Origin of the sequence: Pantoea sp. UYEF8, from assembly GCF_040546285.1 — a bacterium.
Classification (GTDB): Bacteria; Pseudomonadota; Gammaproteobacteria; order Enterobacterales; family Enterobacteriaceae; genus Pantoea; species Pantoea brenneri.
Window position 1 is genome coordinate 1 of sequence record NZ_JBEPNM010000024.1, and the last position, 20,668, is coordinate 20,668.

Here is a 20,668-nt window from a genome sequence, read left to right on the forward strand (position 1 = left end):
ATTAGAAAACGCTACCGTGAAGGTCAGGAAGATCAACTGGGTGCTCTGGGTCTGGTGACCAATGCGGTTGTGCTGTGGAATACACTTTACATGCAGGAGGCGTTGTCACATCTTCGCAAATCAGGGGAAACGCCTGAGGGGGAGCAACTGGCAAGATTGTCGCCGCTGATACATGGCCATATAAATATGCTGGGGCATTATACGTTTTCGTTACCAGAAGATATTTTGAAGGGCGAGTTAAGACCGTTAAATTTCAATACAAACAATGAATTAACCTCTTAACGTGGTTTTTTACATCATTGGACCGCGAACCCCTATAACGTTTTTATGCATTTGATGGTTAGCCTGCTTTCCTTTGAACTTTCCTTGCTCAACAGCTTTTTTAATACCCTCTTGCTGCCTGCGTCTGCGATCCTGATAGTCCTTACGAGCTATAGCTGCAAGCATATCTAACATCATTGCATTTATTGCTCTGAGCATAGCAGCAGTAAAGTCATCACTTCTCTGGTTCTCCAGCGCGGCGTAACTGGTTGGTAGATCCAGACTTACTATCGACAGACTTTTACTGTTAATCAATTCCTTGAGTTTTATCCAGCCAGCATCATCAAGACGAGATAGCCGATCTACCTGCTCAATCAGTAAGGCATCCCCTGGCGAGGCATTTTCAAGTAGCCGCATAAGTTCGGGCCGCTGAAGTGAAGCACCAGAAACATTTTCTACATACCAGCTTGCTACACGATGGCCGCGCTCAGCTACAAATTGCTGCAGGCTATTTTTAGCACGCTCGGCATCTTGTTGCCGGGTCGATGCGCGAAGGTACGCAAAAATGTACATTTTTCAAGCAGCCATGACTTATAGATGATGACTTAAAGCCTAAAATGTCAAATTTATGACTATGACATTAGAGTATACTCAAATGACATAATAAAATGATAACAACTGCAATATTAACCGGTAGAATTCACACAAAAACATCTCGTTTTTTTATTTGTGTTTTATAATTTTGATAATATTAAAAACAAGATTCCCTTTAATAAGGTTATCAAAATAAAATATGAAGTTGGTTGATTGAGGTACGATTATTTAAACACGGTTACCCCTGAATATCAGTTGGTGATAATCAGGCTTTAACATAGTGGCGTCAGATATATCTACATGATGACGCTGGAAAATTAAACCGGTTTAGCTGAGCGTATAATGGATGTGAGCTTACTGAAGGGTTCTTTGAGCAGAACCCTTCAGAGCATTTATAAAGCCGGATGACCGTTATTTTTTCAGCCACGCTTCCATGTGCTCTATCTCACTTTTCTGTGCCTTGATGACATCTTCTGCCATCTTCTTCATTTCCGGATCTTTCCCGTATTTCAGCTCCGTTTCAGCCATGGCAATCGCGCCCCTGTGATGCTCGATCATGCCTTTGGCAAACGCCCTGTCAGCGTCCTGCTCCTTCAGGGCATTCATCATGCTACTGTGCATCTTTTGCATACCTGACATGTACTCTTTTGAGGCCGGAGACATGCTCATCTCATGCGTCATTTTTGAGGCCGGTTGCTGAGCCATAACCGCAGCCGGCAGGACAAACAGCAGGGAGGCAAGAATCATATGCGGTTTTTTCATAAGGTAACTCCTTTATAGGTAAGATATTTACTTCAGGTTTTCCCGGGCATCCTTTCATATGTCCGGGAACATAACCTTGATACAGAGCAGTTCAAATCATGAAATTTTAGCCCGGAAAGTTTTGTTGTTACGGTCCCTCTGTTGCCGGCATGATGGCCGTGAACGTAATGACATTATCATTCACGGCTACCTGCAGATCGCCTTCATGGGCCAGCAAAATGGACCGCGTAATAGAAAGACCGAGTCCCGCGCCATCCGTATTATGCTGCCTGGATGCATCGCCCCGGTAAAAACGGTCAAACAGTCGGCCCAGACTTTCCGGTGCAATATCTTCTGTGTGATTGGAAATATGTACAAAGGCCCTGTCCGAGTTATGCTCTGCTGATACGGATATGGCAGAGCCCGGCAGAGAATATTTTATGGCGTTGGTGATCAGATTACTCAGCGCACGACGCAGCATCAGGCGATCGCCTCTGACGAGAGCATCACCTTTAAGCTTCAGCGTTTTATGACTTTCACCAGCAAGAGGCTCAAAGAAATCAATCAGTTCTTCGAGCTCTTCGTGTAATGAGACGTTCTGCTTCTCCAGTATCATCAGGCCATTTTCTGACTTCGCCAGAAAAAGCATGTCGCTGCTCATTCTTGCAAGCCGGCTCAGCTCTTCCAGATTAGAGAAAAGTACCTCCCGGTAACTGGCTGCATCACGATCCCGGGACAGGGCAACCTGCGTCTGCATCATCAGGTTACTGACAGGCGTACGCAGCTCATGGGCAATGTCCGATGAAAACTCAGAAAGGCGCCTGAAGGATTTCTCCAGCCTTTCAAGCATGCTGTTGAATTCAGCCGCGGTAGCCATCAGCTCGGCCGGCAGATGGCGCGCAGGAAGACGTTTACTGAGGTTGTTGATGGTGACAGCGGAGGCCAGACGGTTTAATTCATTCAACGGCTTGAGACCCATCCTTGTGACAAACCAGCCCAGTAATACCGAAATGAACATCAGCCCGCCATTGAACCAGAGCAGCCATTTTTTGAGCTGGCTGATAAATTCATCATGAAAGCCGGTATCATAAGCGGCTGTGATCAGGACATCATGTTGTCCGCCTGCTTTCTGCGCACTGATTTTTCTGACAATAACATTATAACGCCAGCCTTCATCCTCTACTGTCTGCATCGTATCCGGATATGCGGCTTCGCTGGCAAAACGTCCGTAAGGAAGCGGAAAACCGGGCGAGGAATAGTCGGCAAGTAACCTGTTATCCGACGTTTTAATCGACAGATACAACCCGCTGTGACCTACCATGGCATCGGCAACCTTGCGTGCAAGCGAAGCACTGTCTGGCTGCCCGGAATCAGCTTCACTTTCCAGTAGTTCGGTTGCCAGCTCAAGCTTTCCTGTCAGCAGTGCGGCATCCTGATGGCGAAAATAGCTGCTCAGGGCAGTAACAAGCAGGACGCTGGAAAGAAGCCAGGCAGACATCATTACACCGGCAAATATCACGCTCAGCCGTGTAGTCAGGGACCAGTTACGCTTCACTCTTCACGTATCTCCAGAACATAACCGATGCCCCGCACGGTATGAATGAGCTTTGGCGTAAAGTCGTCATCTACCTTGCTGCGAAGCCGCCTGACGGCAACGTCAATGACATTGGTATCGCTTTCAAAATTAATATTCCAGACCAGGGAGGAAAGCAGGTTTCTTGGCAAAACCTCTCCGGTTCGCTGTAACAACAGCTCAAGCAGCACAAACTCTTTTGTAGACAGGTGAATTTTTTTTCCCGACCGGCTCACGGTCCGGCGGGAGGCGTCCATGATCAGATCTGCAATGCTGTGGTTTCCTGAAGCCTGTGTACGGTTACGCCTGAGCAGCGTGCGGATGCGGGCCAGAAGCTCGGCAAAATCGAAAGGTTTTAGCAGGTAATCATCCGCGCCCAGATCGAGCCCTTTAATTTTTTCGCTGACGTTATCTCTGGCCGTCAGGAACAGGACGGGCTCTTCGTGGCGTGCCATGCGCATCTGCTGCAGGATATCCCAGCCATCCATCGAGGGCAGCATGACATCCAGGATTATCAGGTCATAATGCTGACGCAGAATGTGCTCCAGGCCCTGACGCCCGTCGTTCACCAGGGTCACGTCATAGCCTGCTTCCTGGAGTCCCTGCTTCAGGTAAGTACCGGTTTTCAGTTCATCCTCAACAATCAGCATGGTTGTCATGGTGCGTTTTTCCTGCAGTTAATTGTTACTCCATACCGGTGCCAGGGGACAGGGTGCCCAGCCAGGCGACAATGGCCAGTATCAGTACCGCTACGGTAAATTCTGTAATAATGCTTTTACGCATCAGTGCAATACCCGCCTTATAGTGGCCCTGAAGCAGGGCATTTTCCAGCTTTGGCGCAAGCCGGAAGCGGTTGGCAGCAGCCAGCAATAACATCAGAAAAAACAGGGCAGTCTTTATTACCAGCAGCAGGCCGTAAATGCTTCCCGGCAAAGTGCTCAGTGGCTTTTCTGTGATGAGCACGAAATTAACTACTGCCGTGATCACGATGCTTATCACAATAACCGTGCCGGCACGGGAAAACCCCGTTAATGCCCCGGACAACTGCAGTGCATAAGCCGCTTTACTGGCTTTTTTTATACTCAGCAGAACGGTAAAAGCCGTCAGGGCTCCTACCCAGGCACCGGCTGCGGAAAGATGAACAATATCGCTCAACAAATGGACGTAATAGCTCACACCGTCATTCATGGCTGCATGACCGCCCCATGCCAGGGTCGCCAGCGCAGTACCGCCTGCCAACATCAAAACATAACGTGAAAGTACGGCATTCCTAAGCCGCAGACCGAGCCCGATAAAGGCGATGGCCAGGGCAACGAGCCGGACGACCCAGCTCATGCCAACAGCGGTCTCGCCGACCACCATTTCAATAATGTGCAGAGTCAGCTCACCGGGGTCACTGACGCCGCTCATGGACTGGGCAACCAGCAGCATGTTTGCCAGTGACAACACAATCCCGGCAGAAATGAGCGTGAAAAAGAACGACCAGACGCTGAACAAAGATACCGGTTTTTTCAATACGCCTTTCAGGGCATAAAGCTCAAATAAAGGCAGGCCAAAAAGAACCATAAGATCAAGGTAAAGAAGAAACCGGATGACAATAAAAGTCTGATCGTTCATGGCATTACTTCACGCTAAAGCTGTAGTTGCCGGTACGGGGATGTGTGTCAGATGACACTGCACGCCATTCCACCTTATAAGTCCCGGCGGGCAGCGGTTTTGCCGGCGTGATAATCATGGTTTTGGGATCGCTGCCGGCCGCAACTTTAGCTGAAACAGGCATTGGCGCATGCGATGACATGCCCGGCATGGCAGTCATTATCAGACGTGCGCCAGAGAATTTGGTCACCAGATTTTCGGTGAAGTGAAGCTCTACCTTTGAAGGAGCCGCTACCTGTGCCTTGTCTGCAGGCACTGATGAAGCCAGTTCAGGATGCGCCTGGACAGCGAAAGCAGTGACAGAAGCCACAACAGCGATGAAATACTTAGCAGATGAATGTTTCATTATAATACCTGTCTTGTTTAAATTAACTGCATCAGAACCACATGCGTGCCCCGAGAAGGAAACGCACTTCGTTATCTTTTTCTTCTTCACGGGCAGCCATATCTGCGGTATTACCGTAAAGCTGGCTCCAGGAAACCCCGACGTATGGAGCAAACTCACGTTTCACCTCGTAGCGAAGGCGCAGTGAGAGTTCCGTACTGGACAGGCCCTTACCGGTTTCACGCGCTTCATCATCTTTCCCGTAAATACTGGCTTCAAAGGAAGGCTGCAGGATCAGACGGTTGGTCAGCAGCACATCGTAATCCGCCTCCAGCCTCAGCGCAGTTCGCCCCTTCTCGCCGGCAAATGCTGTCAGCTCGGTTTCAAAATTGTAAAGCGCCATTCCCTGCAGGCCGGCGGCAAGCCAGGTCTGGGGCTTTCCGGGCCTGAAATCCTGTCGGGCCCCGGCAACCACATCCCACCAGGGCGTAATGGCATGTCCCCACAGTGCCTGCACTTCTGCGGATTCAGCTTTACCGTCGCTGGTTTCGCCTTCGCTGCGGATCCAGAGCCGGTCGATGTCACCCCCAATCCAGCCGCTCACATCCCAGTTAAACCCGCCAGGATCGTTGTTTTTCTGCCATTCCAGCTGATCGGCAAGCAGAAAATAATTCACGCTGCTGTCATGAATTTTATGACCGTGGACATCCGGAAATGCCGCCTTACGGTCAGCCTCGGTAACCGGCGGGATGGGCGTTCTGCTTTCTGCTGGCGCAGCGGGTTGCATGGACTCCATACCATCCATCGGCTCCATCCCGCCCATAGCAGGATGATCCATCCCTGACATATCATGCTGCGGCATGTTATGCGCTGGCGCGGCATAGACGGGTGTAAACGTCGTTCCGGCAAGTGCAGACCAAACCAGCAATCCTGCCGCAGAACGCGACACATTCTTTTTCATATCACTCCACCCTGAAACTGACATCAGCAGTACCTCATTCAATGACCCGGACTTCACGGAACATGCCCGTTTCCATATGGAAAAGAAGATGGCAGTGATAGGCCCACCGCCCGAGCGCGTCAGCCGTGACGCGATAGCTGCGGCGGGTTCCCGGAGGCATATCAATGGTATGTTTACGTACCTGGAAGTTGCCACCCTCGTCTTCAAGATCACTCCACATACCGTGAAGATGAATGGGGTGCGTCATCATGGTGTCGTTGACCAGTACGATGCGAACGCGTTCACCATAGCGGAGCGTAACCGGTTCTGAATCTGAGAATTTGATGCCGTTGAAAGACCAGGCAAACTTTTCCATATGGCCCGTAAGGTGCAGTTCGATGGTGCGGGACGGTTCGCGGCCGTCCGGATCTTCAAACGTACTTTTCAGGTCGGCATAAGTCAGAACCTTCCTGCCGTTATTACGCAGGCCGATGCCCGGGTCATTTAATTTTGGTGCCGGCATCATCGCCTGCATATCTACCAGAGGGTTACCCGTTTCGGAAGCCGGGTGTTTCTGCATGTCACTCATGCCAGCCATGCTTGCGTGATCCATACCGCTCATAGCGCTGTGATCCATTCCCGCCATGCTGTCTGTTGGGGGGGCTGGTACAGCTGAACCATCCATACTCTGCATATCACCGCCGTCCATGCCCTGCATCTGACTGTGATCCATCCCGCCCATACTGCCATGATCCATCCCGCCCATGCCCATATCATCCATGGTCAGCCAGGGACGCGGATCGGGTTTCGGAATCGTTGCAGACAGTCCCTTCCGGACGGCAAGCGTGCCACGTGCATAGCCGCTGCGGTCCATAGACTGAGCAAAAATAGTGTAAGCGTCATCAGTCGGCTCTACGATCACATCGTAGGTTTCGGCAACGGCGATACGGAACTCATCAACGGACACGGGGGTGACATACTGCCCGTCTGCGGCCACGACCGTCATTTTCAGACCGGGAATACGAACGTCAAAATAAGACATGGCCGAGCCGTTAATGAAGCGCAGGCGTACTTTCTCACCTTTACGGAACAGACCGGTCCAGTTTTTACCGGGTCCCTGTCCGTTCATCAGGTAGGTGTATGTGAAACCACTGACGTCGGCTAAATCTGTCGGGTTCATCTTCATTTCGGCCCACATTTTCCGGTCAGCCAGCGTATTCGCGAGGCCTTTCTCCCGCGCATCACGGAAAAAGTCGGTAGCGGTGGGTTTAGCGAAGTTGTAATAATCTGATTGTTTTTTCAGTTTTGCGAGAATGTCTGAGGCTTTTTCATCAGACCAGTCGGTCAGCAGCACAACATGCTCGCTGTCCCACTGAAACGGCTCAGGTTCAGCGGCATCGATAATAATCGGACCGTATACCCCTTCCTGCTCCTGCAGGCCGGAATGGCTGTGATACCAGTAAGTTCCGTTCTGCTTTATTTTAAAGGAGTAAACATACGTGTCGTCCGGTTCGATCCCGTGAAAACTGAGACCCGGCACGCCGTCCATATTTGCCGGCAGGATAATGCCATGCCAGTGAACAGAGGTCGGCTCTGAAAGGCGGTTTTTTACCCTTAACGTGACAGTGTCGCCTTCTTTCCAGCGCAGCAGAGGTCCCGGAAGACCCGCATTTATGGTTTTTGCATAACGGGTCTTACCGGTGATATTCAGTGGCGTTTCGCCGATAAACAGATCAAAGTCGGTCCCGGCCAGCGTACGGGACTGCATCAGGTTTACCGCCGAAAACGCATCAAACGTTCTCAGCCCCAGGCCACCCACGAGACCGGTGGCGGTTATCCCTTTAATAAAATTACGTCGTGAACTTTTAAGTTCCATGACTGAGCTCCGGCAAAATTCACAGTATCCCGGGAGAAAAAATCTCTCCGCTCCGCAAGCACAAGCCGTGCTTACCGTTCAGGAAGTTTATTTTTTGTTACCGGAAAGCTATCACAGCTGAAAGACGGGCATGATTACAATTGTGTAATGTTGGAACTTGCTGTTTTTACATTACATTTATGTCATTTTCGAGCGGAGGCATTTTTCTCCTGTACGATAAAAATGACTGAAGCCGGAGAGCGTCCGGCCCGCCATTATTTAACTTTTACTCGTAAGGACAGCCGACATGAAAAAATTAATGTTTGTTTCTCTTCTGGCCCTGTTTTCTGCCTCATCAGTATGGGCACAGCCGCATCCTGTTTCAGAGCCGGACGGTCAGGTAACTAACAACGCTGTTGCCATGATGAATGAACATGAGCGTGCCATCCTGGCGCACCAGAGTATGGATAATGCAAATTCTGCAGCACATCAGAGCATCATTGATATGCACCGAAGGATGATGCAGCAGGAAAAATAAGGGGTTGCACCGGACAGAAGATTCTCCCGGTATCTTCTGTCCGTTTCTGTCACTGCTCCGGGATGCGGTTGTGTTTTACCCTCATCGTTAATGCTTTTTCCGGTAAATCTTCTTTCAAGGCCTACGTGAGCCGGCCCGTCTTGCTGCGACGGGCTCTTTTTACCGCCTTCCCGCTTTCCGCATCGTTAAACTGCCGCCCATGCTGAATACAGCGGTATTTTGCGGCAATGAAGATTCTGTACCAGGCTTATTACGTATTCGCAAATAAGCTAAGTTAAGAGAGGAAAATATGTCAGAACAATATCGCAACTGCATTGAAGCCTGCTATATCTGTGCCGCCACCTGTGATTACTGTGCCACGTCATGCCTTAAAGAACCTCAGCTGGAGATGATGCGTGAATGCATAAGGCTGGACATGCAGTGCGCAAGCATCTGCCGGATAGCGGCAAATTTAATGTCGCTTGAAAGCGAATTTGCTCCCGAACTCTGCAGAGTTTGTGCAGAAATTTGCCAGAAATGTGGTGATGAGTGCGCCCGACATGAGCATGAACACTGTAAAAAATGCGCAGAAGCATGCCATCATTGTGCTCAGGAGTGCAGAAATATGGCAGCATAACTTTTCTGTCATCTGCGGTACGAAGCAAGGGACAGCTACTTCATGCGCCGGAAAGCTGTAAATTGGCGTCGCCAGCCCTGCCTGGCCCTTCGCGGGAAAAACGCAGTTGTAGCAGATAATGCGCAACAAAAGACAGGGCCACCTGAACGAGCCCTGTAAACTGTTCAGGTGGCGAGGGCTCTGGACTGCGGCATGATTACGGGCAGGACGGAACCATACCGACTACTTACGCAACAGGCGTAGCCCGTTTGCCACAACAAGCAGGCTTGCACCCACATCCGCGAATACGGCCATCCACATGGTCCCCATACCGGCAATGGTCAGGGCCAGAAAAACTGCCTTGATCCCAATAGCCATAACGATATTCTGAACCAGAACATTATACGTCTGCCTGGAGAGCCGGACAAAAGCCGGAATTTTACGCAAATCATCGTCCATGAGGGCCACATCGGCAGTCTCGATGGCGGTATCCGTGCCCATTGCGCCCATAGCAAAGCCGATATCGGCGCGGGCCAGCGCCGGTGCATCATTGATGCCGTCGCCCACCATGCCGGTCGTGCCCTGCGCCGTAAATGTTTCCACGGCACGCAGTTTATCTTCCGGCAGTTGATCCCCACGCGCCTCATCGATACCAACCTGACCGGCAATGGCCAGCGCCGTGTGCGCATTGTCTCCGGTCAGCATGAGCGTTTTGACACCCAGACTATGCAACTGCCTTATCGCCTCGCGGCTGCTTTCCTTCACCGTATCAGCCACCGCAAACAGCCCAAGCACCTGATGAGTGTCAGAGAGCATGATGACCGTTTTACCCCCGGTCTCCAGTTCCGTTAGTGCAGCCCTGACCGCTTCCGGGCAACGCACCGTTTCTTCAGCCAGCCTCAGATTCCCCAGATTGTAGGTTTGACCGTTGATGACGCCGCGCACGCCACGGCCCGGCAGAGCCTCAAAGTTTTCTACTTCATAACGCTGAATGCCATCTGATGCCGCCGATACAGCCTGCGAAACCGGATGATCGGAGTAACCTGCCAGGCTCACAGCCAGCCTGCGCCCCTCGTCTTCTGACACACCGGTATAGATAATCGCATCCGTCTGTACCGGCTTACCGTGCGTCAGTGTGCCGGTCTTGTCGAGCGCCAGCCACTTCAGCTTTCGGCCTTCTTCAAGATAAACGCCGCCCTTGATCAATATCCCCCGGCGGGCTGCTGCCGTCAGGCCGCTGACGATGGTCACTGGCGTGGAAATGACCAGCGCACAGGGGCAGGCGATAACCAGCATCACCAGCGCTTTGTAAATCCATTCCTGCCAGCTTCCACCTGCAATCAGCGGCGGGAGAACGGCAACTGCGACAGCAATAGCAAACACCACAGGGGTATATATTTGCGCAAAGCGATCAACAAAGCGCTGCGTAGGGGCTTTTGCCCCCTGCGCTTCCGCCACAGCATGAATGATACGCGCCAGCGTGGTATTTCCGGCAGCGGCCGTTACCCGGTACTCAAAGCCACCGGAGCCGTTGACCGTCCCGGCGAAGACCGGGTCGCCTTCCCCTTTATCCACCGGCAGGCTTTCGCCGGTAATGGGTGCCTGATTAATGGCGGTCCTGCCCCGGATCACCGTGCCGTCGAGGGCGATACGCTCGCCAGGTTTTACCCTGACCAAGCTGTTAATGGATACAGACCTGGCCTCAGTTTCTTTCCAGGAGCCGTCCGGCTGCTGAACCGTGGCCGTTTCAGGCGTCAGCTTCATCAGAGAGCCGATGGCATTGCGGGCGCGATCAAGAGACTTCGCTTCAATCAGTTCCGCAATCGTGAACAGCACCATTACCATGGCGGCTTCCGGCCACTGTCCGAGCGCCAGCGCCCCGGTGACGGCAATACTCATCAGCGCGTTGATATTCAGGTTGCCGTTGCGCAGTGCAATCCAGCCTTTTTTGTATGTGGACACGCCACAGGCCGCAACGGCAGCCAGAGCAAGAGCCGCTTCCAGCCATTCCGGCATGCCCGTCCAGTGCATGGCTTCGGCGGCGATTGCCGCCACACCGGCAAGCGCCAGCGGCCACCAGGGTTTTTTCTTTCCCTCAGTGACCGCGTGCCGGCCATTGCTGTCAGGAAGTTCAGGTTCAAAGCCCAGCGAACGAATGGCGGCCAGAACCGGCTCCAGCGCATCCGGTGCGTGAACCACCATCAGTACGCGCTGCATAAGATTGAAATCCAGTTCCTTCACGGCTGACATGCCGTCCAGCTTTTTACGGATCATGCCCTCCTCTACCGGGCAGTCCATCTGCATGATCCTGATACTGGTACGCACCCCGTCAGCGGTCACCTGCTGCGTCTGCAGCTCACCAAATGTGACAGGGGCAGGCGCGCAGCAGGAACCGCCGGTGCTTTCCGCCTCACGGCCTGAACAGCAGCTGCCTTCAGGCTGCATTGCTTTATCAATCGGTTCCGGGTCAAAACCCAGCGAGCGCACCGCCTGCAGAACCGGCTCCAGCGCCTGCGGCGTATGGGTCACGGTGAGCACCCTCTGCATCAGATTGAAGTCAAGATTGCTGATGGCAGGTAATTTTGCCAGTTTTTTTCGGAGGAGCGTCTCCTCCGTCGGGCAGTCCATCTGCATGATGCGCAGACGCGTCTGAACTTCATCGTTGCGGGTATGCTCTGTAACCGATTCGGATGGCTGACTCAGGCTGTCCGGTGAGCAGCAGCTGCCGGTGCTGCAACAGGCCGGTGTGGCCTCAGCCGTTTTTTGTAGCGTTTTACCGGATACCTCTGCCGGGGCAGCAACGTTTTTTTTAACAGACGCCTCCTCTCCGGTTGCGGCAGAACCACATTTTTTATTACTGCAGCAGTCACTCATATCTTTATCCCGTTCATAACGTATACTGGCATTAAAGACCCTGATGTAACTACAGGGTCAAGATCAGATGAGGTGAGTTATGAAAATTGGCGAGCTGGCCCGGCTGGCTGGATGTCCGGTAGAAACGGTGCGTTATTACGAGCGTGAGGGCCTGCTGCAGGCCGCGTTGCGGGACCAGGGTAATAACTATCGCCATTATGACAGTGCGCACCTGGAAAGGATGATGTTTATCCGGCGCTGTCGGGCGCTGGATATGACTCATCAAGAAATCCGGGTGCTGCTACAGGCGCGTAGCCAGCCTGATGCAGACTGCGGTTCGGTCAATGTCCTGATAAATGAACATCTGAACCACGTTCAGGCTCGCATCCGTGAACTGAATATGCTGGAAAAGCAACTTTGTGAGCTCCGGAGCCACTGCAATGCCAATCGGGCAACACGGGACTGCGGTATTCTGCGCGAACTGGAGCAGGCAGAAGAGCCTGAGGATATCGTGCCGGTTATAACTGCAGGTCATCTGGCCGGAAGTCATTCATACTGATGCTGCTTTTCTACTATCAGCAGGACGGTTCACTAAATAAACAGGCTTTTTTTGCCATATTACTCCGGCATGCCCGGCCATTCAGTCAGCTGAAAATGTGCTGCCGTTAAAATCTGTGTGACATCGTTCAGCATTCACTTTCCATTTGTTTCGTAGCGTATCCTGGCAGGACTGCCCCTGATCGCCGGAAAGTAACATCAAAGGTTCAACCGCATCGCATAGCCTCTGGTAAAAGTTTCCAGAATAAAATACCCTTCATTTCACATATTCATGAAATGAAGAATTATAATGGAGCAAACCAGAGCACTTATTGCGTTCTCAGCACTGGCACATGAATCACGACTCAGAATAATCAGAATGCTTGTTGTAGCGGGCGCAGGTGGCATGTCCGCAGGTGACATTGCTGCCGCTCTCGACGCTTCATCCCCCTCCAGAGTGTCTTTTCACCTGAAAGAACTCGAGCACGCCGGCCTTATCTCCGGTCGCCGCGAAGGCAAATCGGTTATCTACAGCGCCTGCTGGACAGACCTGGCCGATTTAGTGGCCTTTCTGATGCACGACTGCTGTCAGGGGCATTGTCATTATTGCGATCAGGCCATCGAATTATTTTCTAAATGTACCGGTATGCCAACAGGGCCTGAAAATAATGCCTGAACATCGCTTTTGCAGTCACAATAACCAACACAGAGGGATTTAGCCTGTGCAAACAGCAAATAAAGCAGCACGGATCAGGGACCGGCTTGAGCATAGTCAAATTGCCATTTATTTCGTTGCAGTGGCAGCCGGATGTTTTTCAGCAATGCTTTTGCCGGGGACTGACCGCCTGGAAAGTGCCATCAATCCCGCACTGGCTCTGATGCTTTATGTCACCTTTCTGCAAGTGCCCGTGGCCGAACTTGGCGGTGCGTTCACGAGAGTACGTTTTATTCTGCCTCTCCTGCTGACTAATTTCCTTTTAGTGCCGATTCTGGTCGCAGTACTGGTCAGTTTTCTTCCGCAAAACCCGGTGCTTATCCTCGGCGTGCTTCTGGTCCTGCTTACTCCCTGCATAGATTACGTGGTGACATTTTCGCAACTTGGTCGTGCTGATGCCCGTCTTTTACTGGCCTCCACGCCGGTATTACTTATGGTGCAGATTCTGTTGCTTCCGGTATACCTGCATTTATTTCTTGGCGAAAATGCCTCTGAACTGGTGCAGCCCGCACCCTTTATTCATGCATTCATCTGGCTTATCGCTGTCCCCCTGATCCTTGCTGCACTAACCCAGTTTATGGCCCGCAAAATTCATTTAGCGCAAAAGGCTTCCGAATGTATTGGTCTGCTGCCCGTTCCGGCAACTGCGACAGTTCTTTTCATTGTTGTGGCCGCCATGCTGCCGCAGCTGGGTGAAGCCTGGTCTGTTGCTGTTCAGGCAGTGCCTGTCTATCTGGCTTTTGCTGCGTTAGCACCTTTGTGCGGATGGAGCATGGCTAAGGTTTTTCGTCTGGAGCCCGCGGCAGGAAGAGCCATTGCCTTCAGTGGCGCTACCCGAAACTCTCTGGTCATATTACCGCTGGCGCTGGCAGTTCCGGGCGCGGTGCCCGTCCTGCCGGCTGTTATCGTGGCTCAGACCATGGTTGAGCTAATCAGCGAGCTGGTTTACGTGCGTCTCATCCCCAGACTGGGGCGCAATAACGTGTGAGCGTAAGTGATATGCCGCCCGCTGTGGCGGCATTATTATATAAAAGGTTCACGTCCGGTAAGCTGCCATCTTCATGGCGGTCCAGATCACAGCTAAGGCAGGTCTGAACTCATCTGTTAATAGTTATGTTCGCATACAGCTGTGCAGAAAAGGCAGTCAGCCCGCCACAACATATATGAATTTATAAATATAAAATTGACCTTTCGTCTGCAGAAGACGAGACTTATTGCTGTCCGCCACGAAGGAGAAATTATGCCGTCACTTCTGCCCCTGCAACTTTTTAAAAATCTTTCTGACGAAACCCGGCTCAGCCTGGTGCTGCTGTTGCGCGAAAAAGGGGAGCTCTGCGTCTGCGAGCTTTCGTCCACGCTAAAGGAATCACAACCAAAAATCTCCCGTCACCTTGCACTTCTTAGGGAGAGTGGGCTGCTGATCGACAGGCGAGACGGCAAGTGGATCCATTACCGGTTATCGCCACATATGCCAGCCTGGGCAGCAGCAGTGATTGAACAGGCTTACCTGTGCCAGCGGGATGACATCCTTAAGCTCAGCCAGCAGGCTGAACGCGATAACGCAACCACCAACGGCAAGGTTGTCTGCATGTAAAAATTTTATCAAAACACATTCGATTAAACGCATGTGTTTTGCAGCATACACTTAGAAGCCCGCTTTAACGGGCGGTTATATTTAAGAAGGAGAGAGTATGTTTCTGGCGGGTGCGATTTTCGTCCTGACCCTGGTGCTGGTTATCTGGCAGCCAAAAGGGCTCAGTATTGGCTGGAGTGCAGTCATCGGTGCGGCCCTGGCGCTCCTGACCGGCGTAGTACAGATTGGGGATATTCCGGTGGTCTGGCAGATTGTCTGGAACGCTACGGCTACCTTTATTGCCGTCATCATCATCAGTCTGCTGCTCGACGAATCCGGCTTTTTTGAGTGGGCGGCGCTGCACGTTTCCCGCTGGGGAGGCGGAAAAGGCCGGCTGCTGTTCACCTATATCGTTCTGCTGGGTGCGGCGGTAGCCGCCCTGTTCGCTAATGACGGGGCGGCGCTTATTCTGACGCCGATCGTCATCGCCATGCTGCTGGCGCTGGGCTTCAGCCCCGGCGCCACGCTGGCGTTTGTGATGGCAGCAGGTTTCATCGCCGACACCTCCAGCCTGCCGCTCATCGTGTCGAACCTGGTGAACATTGTCACGGCGGACTTCTTTAAGCTGGGTTTCAGCGAGTATGCCTCGGTGATGGTGCCGGTAAATATCGCCTCCGTGGCCGCCACGCTGGTGATGCTGCACCTGTTTTTCCGCAGGGACATCCCGGCCACCTACGACCTGACGAAACTGAAGGCGCCGCGTGAGGCCATTCGCGATGCGCGCACTTTTAGAACCGGCTGGATTGTTCTCATCCTGCTACTGGTCGGCTTCTTTGCTCTCGAACCACTCGGCGTGCCGGTAAGCCTGGTGGCAGCGGTGGCGGCGTGTATTCTCTGGCTGGTTGCCCGCAAAGGACACGTGATTGATACCGGCAAGGTGCTGAAAGGCGCGCCTTGGCAGATTGTTATCTTCTCGCTGGGCATGTATCTGGTGGTGTACGGTCTTCGTAACGCCGGCCTGACTGATTACCTTTCTGCCGCCCTGAACCGGTTTGCAGAGCACGGCGTCTGGGGCGCAACGCTCGGCACCGGTTTCCTGACGGCGGCGCTCTCTTCTGTCATGAACAACATGCCTACCGTGCTCGTTGGTGCGCTTTCGATTGACGGCAGCACCGCACAGGGCGTGGTGAAGGAAGCGATGATTTACGCCAACATCATCGGCTGCGACCTCGGCCCGAAAATCACCCCCATCGGCAGCCTCGCTACCCTGCTGTGGCTGCACGTACTGGCGCAAAAAAACATTACTGTCAGCTGGAGCTACTACTTCCGCGTGGGCATCGTGATGACCCTGCCGGTACTTTTTGTGACGCTGGCCGCGCTGGCCCTGCGCCTGTCTGTTTAACCTTAACCCCGGTGTTGCGACTGTGCAGCGCCTTTACGGAGTACCGCTTATGACTGACATCACTATTTACCACAATCCGGCCTGCGGGACGTCGCGTAACACCCTGGCGCTTATCCGCAACAGCGGCGTGGAGCCAACAGTGATTTTGTATCTGGAGACGCCAACATCCCGCGACGAGCTGAAAAAGCTGATAGCAGATATGGGTATCAGCGCACGTGCCCTGCTGCGCAAAAATACAGAGCCCTATGAGCATCTGGGGCTGGCAGAAGACCGGTTCAGCGATGACGAATTGCTGGATGCCATGCTGGCTCACCCCATCCTCATCAACCGCCCGGTGGTTGTGACGCCGCTCGGCACAAGGCTCTGTCGTCCGTCTGAAGCGGTTCTGGATATTCTGCCTGACCCGCAGCAGAAAGCATTTACAAAAGAGGATGGCGAAAAAGTCATTGATGAACACGGAAACCGGATCAGCCACTGATTTTTCAGTACGCTGCCGGCAGGAAGGGAGACGCAAAAACAGAAGCCGGCAGATGCCGGCTTTTTTTCATATGCTGCGCTGATTAACCCGCTCAGACAGCTGCGCGGCACTCTCTTTCCTTTCGCTGTAGCGATCGGTCAGGTAGTCACTGCGACCCCGCGTCAGCAGAGTGAACTTCATCAGCTCCTCCATTACGTCCACGATGCGGTCGTAGTATGGCGAAGGCTTCATGCGACCATCTTCATCAAATTCGGCCCAGGCTTTTGCCACGGATGACTGATTCGGGATAGTGATCATACGCATCCAGCGGCCGAGGATGCGCATCTGGTTGACGGCATTAAACGACTGCGAGCCGCCACTGACCTGCATAACGGCGAGAGTTTTGCCCTGAGAAGGCCGCACCGCCCCCGACGTCAGGGGTATCCAGTCTATCTGCGCCTTCATGATGCCGGTCATGGCGCCGTGCCGTTCCGGCGAGCACCAGACCATGCCTTCAGACCAGAGAACCAGCTCGCGCAGCTCTGCAACTTTCGGATGCGTCTCCGGGGCGTCATCGGGCAGGGGCAGGCCGGACGGGTTAAAAATTTTCACTTCGGCGCCCATTGCCGTCAGCAGCCGGGCCGCCTCTTCCGTAGTTAGACGGCTGTATGAGCGTTCCCGCAGCGAGCCGTAGAGCATCAGGATGCGGGGCGGGTGCGCTACTTCTGCAGCCCTCAGCTTATCTTCAGTCAGCGGCACGTCCAGGAGTGAAGTATCAATATTTTTCAGGATATCGTTCATGTTGTTCACAATGAGGTCTCTTCATGAGTCGTCACGGTTGACAGGCTGCAGCTGCCACCTGCGCAGCATTCTTCTGTCAGAAAGGCCATCAGCTGCTCAAGCTGCGCATAGCAGGGTCTGCAGAACAGGGTACGGCTCTGCCGCTCCTGGCTGACCAGCCCGGCGGACATCAGCGCGGAAATATGATGACTGAGCGTGGAGGGCGGAATACCGAGGCGCTTCTGCAGAACACCGACCGGCAGGCCGTCATGACCCGCTCTCACCAGCTCCCGGTACACGCTGAGACGGGTCGGGTGCCCCAGCTCCCGGAGTGCATTTGCTGCTGTATTTAAATCCATGCGGCCTCCTTTAACTATATTTCTAGAATAATGGAAATATAGTCAGCGTCAAATATTTTTCCCCGGAATGGATGGCACGTTCTTATCCCGTTTCTGTCCAGCAGAGGAAGGATGGCGACGCCAGATCACTATGGAAATCGCCGTGATGAACAGGGTAAGGATGGCAGATAAAAGCAGCGTTCCGGGTATGCCGTATCGCTCCAGCAGTATGGCGTAAGCTGACGGAGCGAGCGCCGCGAGCAAAAAAGCTGGTGACAGCAGTACGCCTGTTTTACGGGCATACTGCTGCGGATCAAACAGCACAAGAGGTAGTACGGCCTTAACTACCGTACTCAGTCCGTTCACAGCTCCGTAACTCAGAATAAAGATGGCTGTAGCCACTGGGGTAACATTACCCGCAAGGCCGGCCAGAAAGCAAAATGGCAGCATAATGCCAGTAACCAGGCTCAGACGAATCGCTGAAGTACGTGCGCCAGAAGCCACGTCCAGCAGTCTGGCGCTCACCTGTCCCACTCCCCACAACATACCCGCCACGGTGGGCATACCATAAGCGGCCAGTATCTGAGGAAAATGAGCGGACACGCCGGTGGAAACAAAGCTTATCAGCGCTATTAGCGTGGCGTACCACAGGCCGCTGATGAATGCTTTTCGGTCTTCTGCTGTTCCGATCGCCGGAAGAGCGGGCTGCCCGGCAACGGGAGGTTGACTCCGATGCCCTGCCGGAACGGTGGACAAAAAAGCAGGCTGACAATGCCCGCGCAGCCGTAAACGATAATGGCATGCCGCCAGTCGGTAATGTGCAGTAGCGCAGCGCCAGCAGGCCAGAACGCGACTGAAGCGAGACCACCCAGCAGTGTGACCAGGGTAATTGCCCGGCGGGCCCCTGCGCCTGCGGTTTCTACAAGCAGAGCAAATGCGGCATCATACAGTGCAAGTCGCATGCCAGCTCCCATCAGGGGCCAGACGGCAACCCACGATGTTGTTGAATGGGTAAAAGCCATCAAAAAACAACCGATGATGATGGCGAAGGTTCCCGCCATCATCATCGTACGTCCGCCGGTACGGGCTATAAGGGCACCCGCAAGCGGCGAAACAAGGCCCATCACAAGCATGGCAATAGTCAGGCCGGAGAATGTCACAACCGGCGACCAGCCTGTATCCAGCATGATGGCGCTCCCGAAGACTCCCGGCATATAGAATGTGATACCCCAGTTGATAAACTGCGTCATGCCAATGCAGAAAATGGTGCGGCCTGTTAGATACCCGTCAGTCAACCTGTACTCTCCGGAAATGTGGCGTCGCCCTGCCCAAGCGTACGCTGCATGATGACCGTATCAAGCCAGCGTCCGTGCTTGAAGCCCACAGATTTGAGCGTTCCTGTAATGCTGAAGCCTGCCGCACTATGCAGGGCAATAGAGGCGGTGTTTCCGCTGTTGCCAACTACGGCCACAAGCTGGCGAAAGCTACGGGCCTCTGCCCATACGACCGCACTCGATAACAGCTTTTTTCCAATCCCCTTACCCTGAAAGCCAGGGGCAATATATACAGAGTCCTCCAGGGTGAATCTGTAGGCACACCGTTCACGGTAGAGTGACAGGTAGCAGTACCCGCGGATATCGCCGTCCTCAACCGCCACAAACCAGGGCAGTCCTGCTGCCCGCACCTTTTTCAGACGGGCTGTCATTTCAGCCGAATCCGGCGGTTCGGTTTCAAAAGTGGCGGTGCCATGCAATACGTGATAAGCATAAATCTGCTGGATGGCAGGAATATGTCGTTCATCTGCTTCGGTTATTTCCATCGATACGGCTCCTTCTGCGGTCAGAAGCAGAGACTAACCCGAATGAAGAATTTCAGACAGGCAGCAGGACTTATCAGCAGCATAAGGAAATTTTGGGATGGCAAACCTGAATCTCGATCATCTGGCTCCTTTCAGACTGGTTATCAGCCGGGGCAGTTTCTCCGGCGCGGCTGAAGCACTTGGTCTGTCGCAGCCGGCAGTGAGCCTGCAGATAAGACAACTGAAGCAGGCGCTTCAGGTCCGCCTTATCGAGCGAACCAGCCGGGGAGTAAGACCCACGTCTGCCGGGCTGACTCTCGTTGAGCACAGCTTGAAAATTGATGCCGTGGTAAGTACAGCTGTTGAATCAGTGAGTCTGCATTCCGATGAGATAACCGGCACTGTTACTGTCGGCACAGGCGCAACGGCCTGTATTCATCTACTGCCCCCCTTACTGCAGCAACTGCGGCAGGCCCATCCCCTGCTGAAGGTGGACGTACGCACAGGTAACACTTCCGATATTGTGCGGGGCGTGGAGGAAAATCGTATAGATATTGGCCTGGTGACACTGCCAGCCGCAGGTAAAAACCTGAGCATCATCCCGCTGGGTACGGATGAGTTTGTTGTCATCATGGAAAAGGATGCATCAGAGCAGAGCGCGAAAATATGGACTCCGGGCGCCTTGCTGCCGCTGCCGCTGATTATCTTTGAACCGGGAAGCGGGACACGCGCCCTGATTGATCAGTGGTTCCGGGAGACGGGACATATTGCCTGCGCGGTCATGGAGCTTGGCAGTATCGAGGCTATTAAAAGAATGGTCCGTGCAGGTCTTGGTTACAGCATTGTTCCCCGAATGTCCGTTGCATGCATAGAGTAAAGATCGGGGCTCGATCTTTACTCTGTGACGCCCTCTCTTCACCGGACGCTTGGGGCAGTTATGCGGGAGGACCGGATTGTAAGCAGAGGAATCAATGAAGTGCTGAAAAGCCTGCACAGCAGTTTTGCAAAAAACGAAATCAGATAAATATTATTCGATATTTAAACCGGACAGGTCCGATCTACTCTTTCCGGCAAAGTATCATTACAGCGTTTACCAGCTACCAATGTCCGCTCCTGGCACAAAGCGGAGTTTCGTTA

The 20,668-nt window shown here is 53.1% G+C and carries 23 protein-coding genes and 1 pseudogene; 10 read left to right on the forward strand and 14 right to left on the reverse strand.

The window, feature by feature from the left end; translation table 11 throughout:
• Nucleotides 1–282: Tn3 family transposase (locus ABIB18_RS22775; RefSeq protein ID WP_354475849.1), on the forward strand; the 282-nt coding region annotated here is incomplete at its 5' end.
• Between the two features lie 9 nt (nucleotides 283–291).
• Here ABIB18_RS22775 and ABIB18_RS22780 read toward each other — a convergent pair.
• The 8 genes from ABIB18_RS22780 to ABIB18_RS22815 form a co-directional block, all read right to left on the reverse strand.
• Complete coding sequence (locus ABIB18_RS22780) at nucleotides 292–834, reverse strand: recombinase family protein (protein WP_031374867.1); 543 nt, start codon at nucleotides 832–834, stop codon at nucleotides 292–294.
• Nucleotides 835–1,266: 432 nt separating this feature from the next.
• The gene (gene copM, locus ABIB18_RS22785; RefSeq protein WP_031374866.1) at nucleotides 1,267–1,617 is read right to left on the reverse strand and encodes a CopM family metallochaperone; all 351 of its coding nucleotides are present in this window, start codon (nucleotides 1,615–1,617) and stop codon (nucleotides 1,267–1,269) included.
• Nucleotides 1,618–1,744: 127 nt separating this feature from the next.
• On the reverse strand, nucleotides 1,745–3,151 hold the full coding sequence (locus ABIB18_RS22790; protein ID WP_031374865.1) for a heavy metal sensor histidine kinase: 1,407 nt from the start codon (nucleotides 3,149–3,151) through the stop codon (nucleotides 1,745–1,747).
• Nucleotides 3,148–3,828 (reverse strand): heavy metal response regulator transcription factor, encoded by a 681-nt coding sequence (locus tag ABIB18_RS22795; RefSeq protein WP_031374864.1) that lies wholly within the window; start codon nucleotides 3,826–3,828, stop codon nucleotides 3,148–3,150. Before ABIB18_RS22795 ends, ABIB18_RS22790 begins: the two co-directional genes overlap by 4 nt.
• 25 nt (nucleotides 3,829–3,853) lie before the next feature.
• Nucleotides 3,854–4,786: a copper homeostasis membrane protein CopD gene (gene copD / locus ABIB18_RS22800; RefSeq protein ID WP_094121208.1), complete on the reverse strand. Its 933-nt coding sequence runs from the start codon at nucleotides 4,784–4,786 to the stop codon at nucleotides 3,854–3,856.
• Between the two features lie 4 nt (nucleotides 4,787–4,790).
• Nucleotides 4,791–5,171 carry a copper homeostasis periplasmic binding protein CopC gene (copC, locus tag ABIB18_RS22805; RefSeq protein WP_046289581.1) on the reverse strand — a complete coding sequence of 127 codons (381 nt, stop codon included), beginning with the start codon at nucleotides 5,169–5,171 and terminating at the stop codon, nucleotides 4,791–4,793.
• Between the two features lie 31 nt (nucleotides 5,172–5,202).
• Nucleotides 5,203–6,012: a copper resistance protein B gene (locus tag ABIB18_RS22810; protein ID WP_143807333.1), complete on the reverse strand. Its 810-nt coding sequence runs from the start codon at nucleotides 6,010–6,012 to the stop codon at nucleotides 5,203–5,205.
• Between the two features lie 133 nt (nucleotides 6,013–6,145).
• A complete protein-coding gene (locus tag ABIB18_RS22815; protein ID WP_094121209.1) occupies nucleotides 6,146–7,966 on the reverse strand; it encodes a copper resistance system multicopper oxidase in 1,821 nt (606 codons plus the stop codon).
• Nucleotides 7,967–8,252: 286 nt separating this feature from the next.
• Between ABIB18_RS22815 and ABIB18_RS22820 the strand changes: the two genes are divergently transcribed.
• Together ABIB18_RS22820 and ABIB18_RS22825 are read left to right on the forward strand one after the other, a co-directional pair.
• Nucleotides 8,253–8,483 carry a PcoE/SilE family metal-binding protein gene (locus ABIB18_RS22820; RefSeq protein WP_094121210.1) on the forward strand — a complete coding sequence of 77 codons (231 nt, stop codon included), beginning with the start codon at nucleotides 8,253–8,255 and terminating at the stop codon, nucleotides 8,481–8,483.
• A gap of 289 nt (nucleotides 8,484–8,772) precedes the next feature.
• A complete protein-coding gene (locus ABIB18_RS22825; protein WP_072051049.1) occupies nucleotides 8,773–9,099 on the forward strand; it encodes a four-helix bundle copper-binding protein in 327 nt (108 codons plus the stop codon).
• A gap of 222 nt (nucleotides 9,100–9,321) precedes the next feature.
• Here ABIB18_RS22825 and ABIB18_RS22830 read toward each other — a convergent pair whose 3' ends face one another.
• The gene (locus ABIB18_RS22830; protein WP_072051050.1) at nucleotides 9,322–11,712 is read right to left on the reverse strand and encodes a heavy metal translocating P-type ATPase; all 2,391 of its coding nucleotides are present in this window, start codon (nucleotides 11,710–11,712) and stop codon (nucleotides 9,322–9,324) included.
• A 319-nt stretch (nucleotides 11,713–12,031) separates the two neighbouring features.
• On the opposite strand from ABIB18_RS22830, the gene cadR reads away from it, so the two are divergent.
• The 6 genes from cadR (at nucleotide 12,032) to arsC (ending at nucleotide 16,636) form a co-directional block, all read left to right on the forward strand.
• Nucleotides 12,032–12,490, forward strand: a complete 459-nt coding sequence (cadR, locus tag ABIB18_RS22835; RefSeq protein ID WP_031374861.1) for a Cd(II)/Pb(II)-responsive transcriptional regulator — start codon at nucleotides 12,032–12,034, stop codon at nucleotides 12,488–12,490.
• 288 nt (nucleotides 12,491–12,778) lie between these two features.
• The gene (locus ABIB18_RS22840) at nucleotides 12,779–13,144 is read left to right on the forward strand and encodes an ArsR/SmtB family transcription factor (RefSeq protein WP_103061421.1); all 366 of its coding nucleotides are present in this window, start codon (nucleotides 12,779–12,781) and stop codon (nucleotides 13,142–13,144) included.
• A gap of 73 nt (nucleotides 13,145–13,217) precedes the next feature.
• Entirely contained in the window at nucleotides 13,218–14,171 is a 954-nt protein-coding gene (locus ABIB18_RS22845) for an arsenic resistance protein (protein WP_233215904.1), read from the forward strand.
• 252 nt (nucleotides 14,172–14,423) lie between these two features.
• A complete protein-coding gene (locus tag ABIB18_RS22850) occupies nucleotides 14,424–14,777 on the forward strand; it encodes a metalloregulator ArsR/SmtB family transcription factor (RefSeq protein ID WP_031374859.1) in 354 nt (117 codons plus the stop codon).
• Nucleotides 14,778–14,874: 97 nt separating this feature from the next.
• Nucleotides 14,875–16,158 (forward strand): arsenic transporter, encoded by a 1,284-nt coding sequence (locus ABIB18_RS22855; protein WP_046289579.1) that lies wholly within the window; start codon nucleotides 14,875–14,877, stop codon nucleotides 16,156–16,158.
• Between the two features lie 49 nt (nucleotides 16,159–16,207).
• Nucleotides 16,208–16,636 (forward strand): glutaredoxin-dependent arsenate reductase, encoded by a 429-nt coding sequence (gene arsC / locus ABIB18_RS22860; protein ID WP_031374858.1) that lies wholly within the window; start codon nucleotides 16,208–16,210, stop codon nucleotides 16,634–16,636.
• Nucleotides 16,637–16,702: 66 nt separating this feature from the next.
• On the opposite strand, the gene arsH is transcribed toward arsC, so the two are convergent.
• From arsH to ABIB18_RS22885, 5 genes are all read right to left on the reverse strand, one after another.
• Nucleotides 16,703–17,416 (reverse strand): arsenical resistance protein ArsH, encoded by a 714-nt coding sequence (arsH, locus tag ABIB18_RS22865; RefSeq protein WP_031374857.1) that lies wholly within the window; start codon nucleotides 17,414–17,416, stop codon nucleotides 16,703–16,705.
• Between the two features lie 5 nt (nucleotides 17,417–17,421).
• Nucleotides 17,422–17,754, reverse strand: a complete 333-nt coding sequence (locus tag ABIB18_RS22870) for an ArsR/SmtB family transcription factor (RefSeq protein ID WP_007749362.1) — start codon at nucleotides 17,752–17,754, stop codon at nucleotides 17,422–17,424.
• A 48-nt stretch (nucleotides 17,755–17,802) separates the two neighbouring features.
• Nucleotides 17,803–18,258: an MFS transporter gene (locus ABIB18_RS22875; RefSeq protein ID WP_238585885.1), complete on the reverse strand. Its 456-nt coding sequence runs from the start codon at nucleotides 18,256–18,258 to the stop codon at nucleotides 17,803–17,805.
• Nucleotides 18,259–18,365: 107 nt separating this feature from the next.
• Nucleotides 18,366–18,920 (reverse strand): MFS transporter, encoded by a 555-nt coding sequence (locus tag ABIB18_RS22880; RefSeq protein WP_342560941.1) that lies wholly within the window; start codon nucleotides 18,918–18,920, stop codon nucleotides 18,366–18,368.
• A 104-nt stretch (nucleotides 18,921–19,024) separates the two neighbouring features.
• Nucleotides 19,025–19,552 carry a GNAT family N-acetyltransferase gene (locus ABIB18_RS22885; RefSeq protein WP_031374856.1) on the reverse strand — a complete coding sequence of 176 codons (528 nt, stop codon included), beginning with the start codon at nucleotides 19,550–19,552 and terminating at the stop codon, nucleotides 19,025–19,027.
• Between the two features lie 97 nt (nucleotides 19,553–19,649).
• Here ABIB18_RS22885 and ABIB18_RS22890 point away from each other — a divergent pair.
• Nucleotides 19,650–20,555, forward strand: a pseudogene (locus ABIB18_RS22890) (LysR family transcriptional regulator).
• Nucleotides 20,556–20,668 lie beyond the last annotated feature (113 nt).

Bases quoted from the DNA above. Each gene is read 5' to 3' on its own strand.
- cadR (WP_031374861.1), top strand. From the start codon at position 12,032: ATGAAAATTGGCGAGCTGGCCCGGCTGGCTGGATGTCCGGTAGAAACG.
- copC (WP_046289581.1), bottom strand. From the start codon at position 5,171: ATGAAACATTCATCTGCTAAGTATTTCATCGCTGTTGTGGCTTCTGTC.
- ABIB18_RS22840 (WP_103061421.1), top strand. From the start codon at position 12,779: ATGGAGCAAACCAGAGCACTTATTGCGTTCTCAGCACTGGCACATGAA.
- copM (WP_031374866.1), bottom strand. From the start codon at position 1,617: ATGAAAAAACCGCATATGATTCTTGCCTCCCTGCTGTTTGTCCTGCCG.
- ABIB18_RS22880 (WP_342560941.1), bottom strand. From the start codon at position 18,920: ATGCTGGATACAGGCTGGTCGCCGGTTGTGACATTCTCCGGCCTGACT.
- ABIB18_RS22870 (WP_007749362.1), bottom strand. From the start codon at position 17,754: ATGGATTTAAATACAGCAGCAAATGCACTCCGGGAGCTGGGGCACCCG.
- ABIB18_RS22815 (WP_094121209.1), bottom strand. From the start codon at position 7,966: ATGGAACTTAAAAGTTCACGACGTAATTTTATTAAAGGGATAACCGCC.
- ABIB18_RS22820 (WP_094121210.1), top strand. From the start codon at position 8,253: ATGAAAAAATTAATGTTTGTTTCTCTTCTGGCCCTGTTTTCTGCCTCA.
- ABIB18_RS22810 (WP_143807333.1), bottom strand. From the start codon at position 6,012: ATGCCGCAGCATGATATGTCAGGGATGGATCATCCTGCTATGGGCGGG.
- ABIB18_RS22850 (WP_031374859.1), top strand. From the start codon at position 14,424: ATGCCGTCACTTCTGCCCCTGCAACTTTTTAAAAATCTTTCTGACGAA.
- copD (WP_094121208.1), bottom strand. From the start codon at position 4,786: ATGAACGATCAGACTTTTATTGTCATCCGGTTTCTTCTTTACCTTGAT.
- ABIB18_RS22830 (WP_072051050.1), bottom strand. From the start codon at position 11,712: ATGCAGATGGACTGCCCGACGGAGGAGACGCTCCTCCGAAAAAAACTG.
- arsC (WP_031374858.1), top strand. From the start codon at position 16,208: ATGACTGACATCACTATTTACCACAATCCGGCCTGCGGGACGTCGCGT.
- arsH (WP_031374857.1), bottom strand. From the start codon at position 17,416: ATGAACGATATCCTGAAAAATATTGATACTTCACTCCTGGACGTGCCG.
- ABIB18_RS22885 (WP_031374856.1), bottom strand. From the start codon at position 19,552: ATGGAAATAACCGAAGCAGATGAACGACATATTCCTGCCATCCAGCAG.
- ABIB18_RS22825 (WP_072051049.1), top strand. From the start codon at position 8,773: ATGTCAGAACAATATCGCAACTGCATTGAAGCCTGCTATATCTGTGCC.
- ABIB18_RS22795 (WP_031374864.1), bottom strand. From the start codon at position 3,828: ATGACAACCATGCTGATTGTTGAGGATGAACTGAAAACCGGTACTTAC.
- ABIB18_RS22855 (WP_046289579.1), top strand. From the start codon at position 14,875: ATGTTTCTGGCGGGTGCGATTTTCGTCCTGACCCTGGTGCTGGTTATC.
- ABIB18_RS22780 (WP_031374867.1), bottom strand. From the start codon at position 834: ATGTACATTTTTGCGTACCTTCGCGCATCGACCCGGCAACAAGATGCC.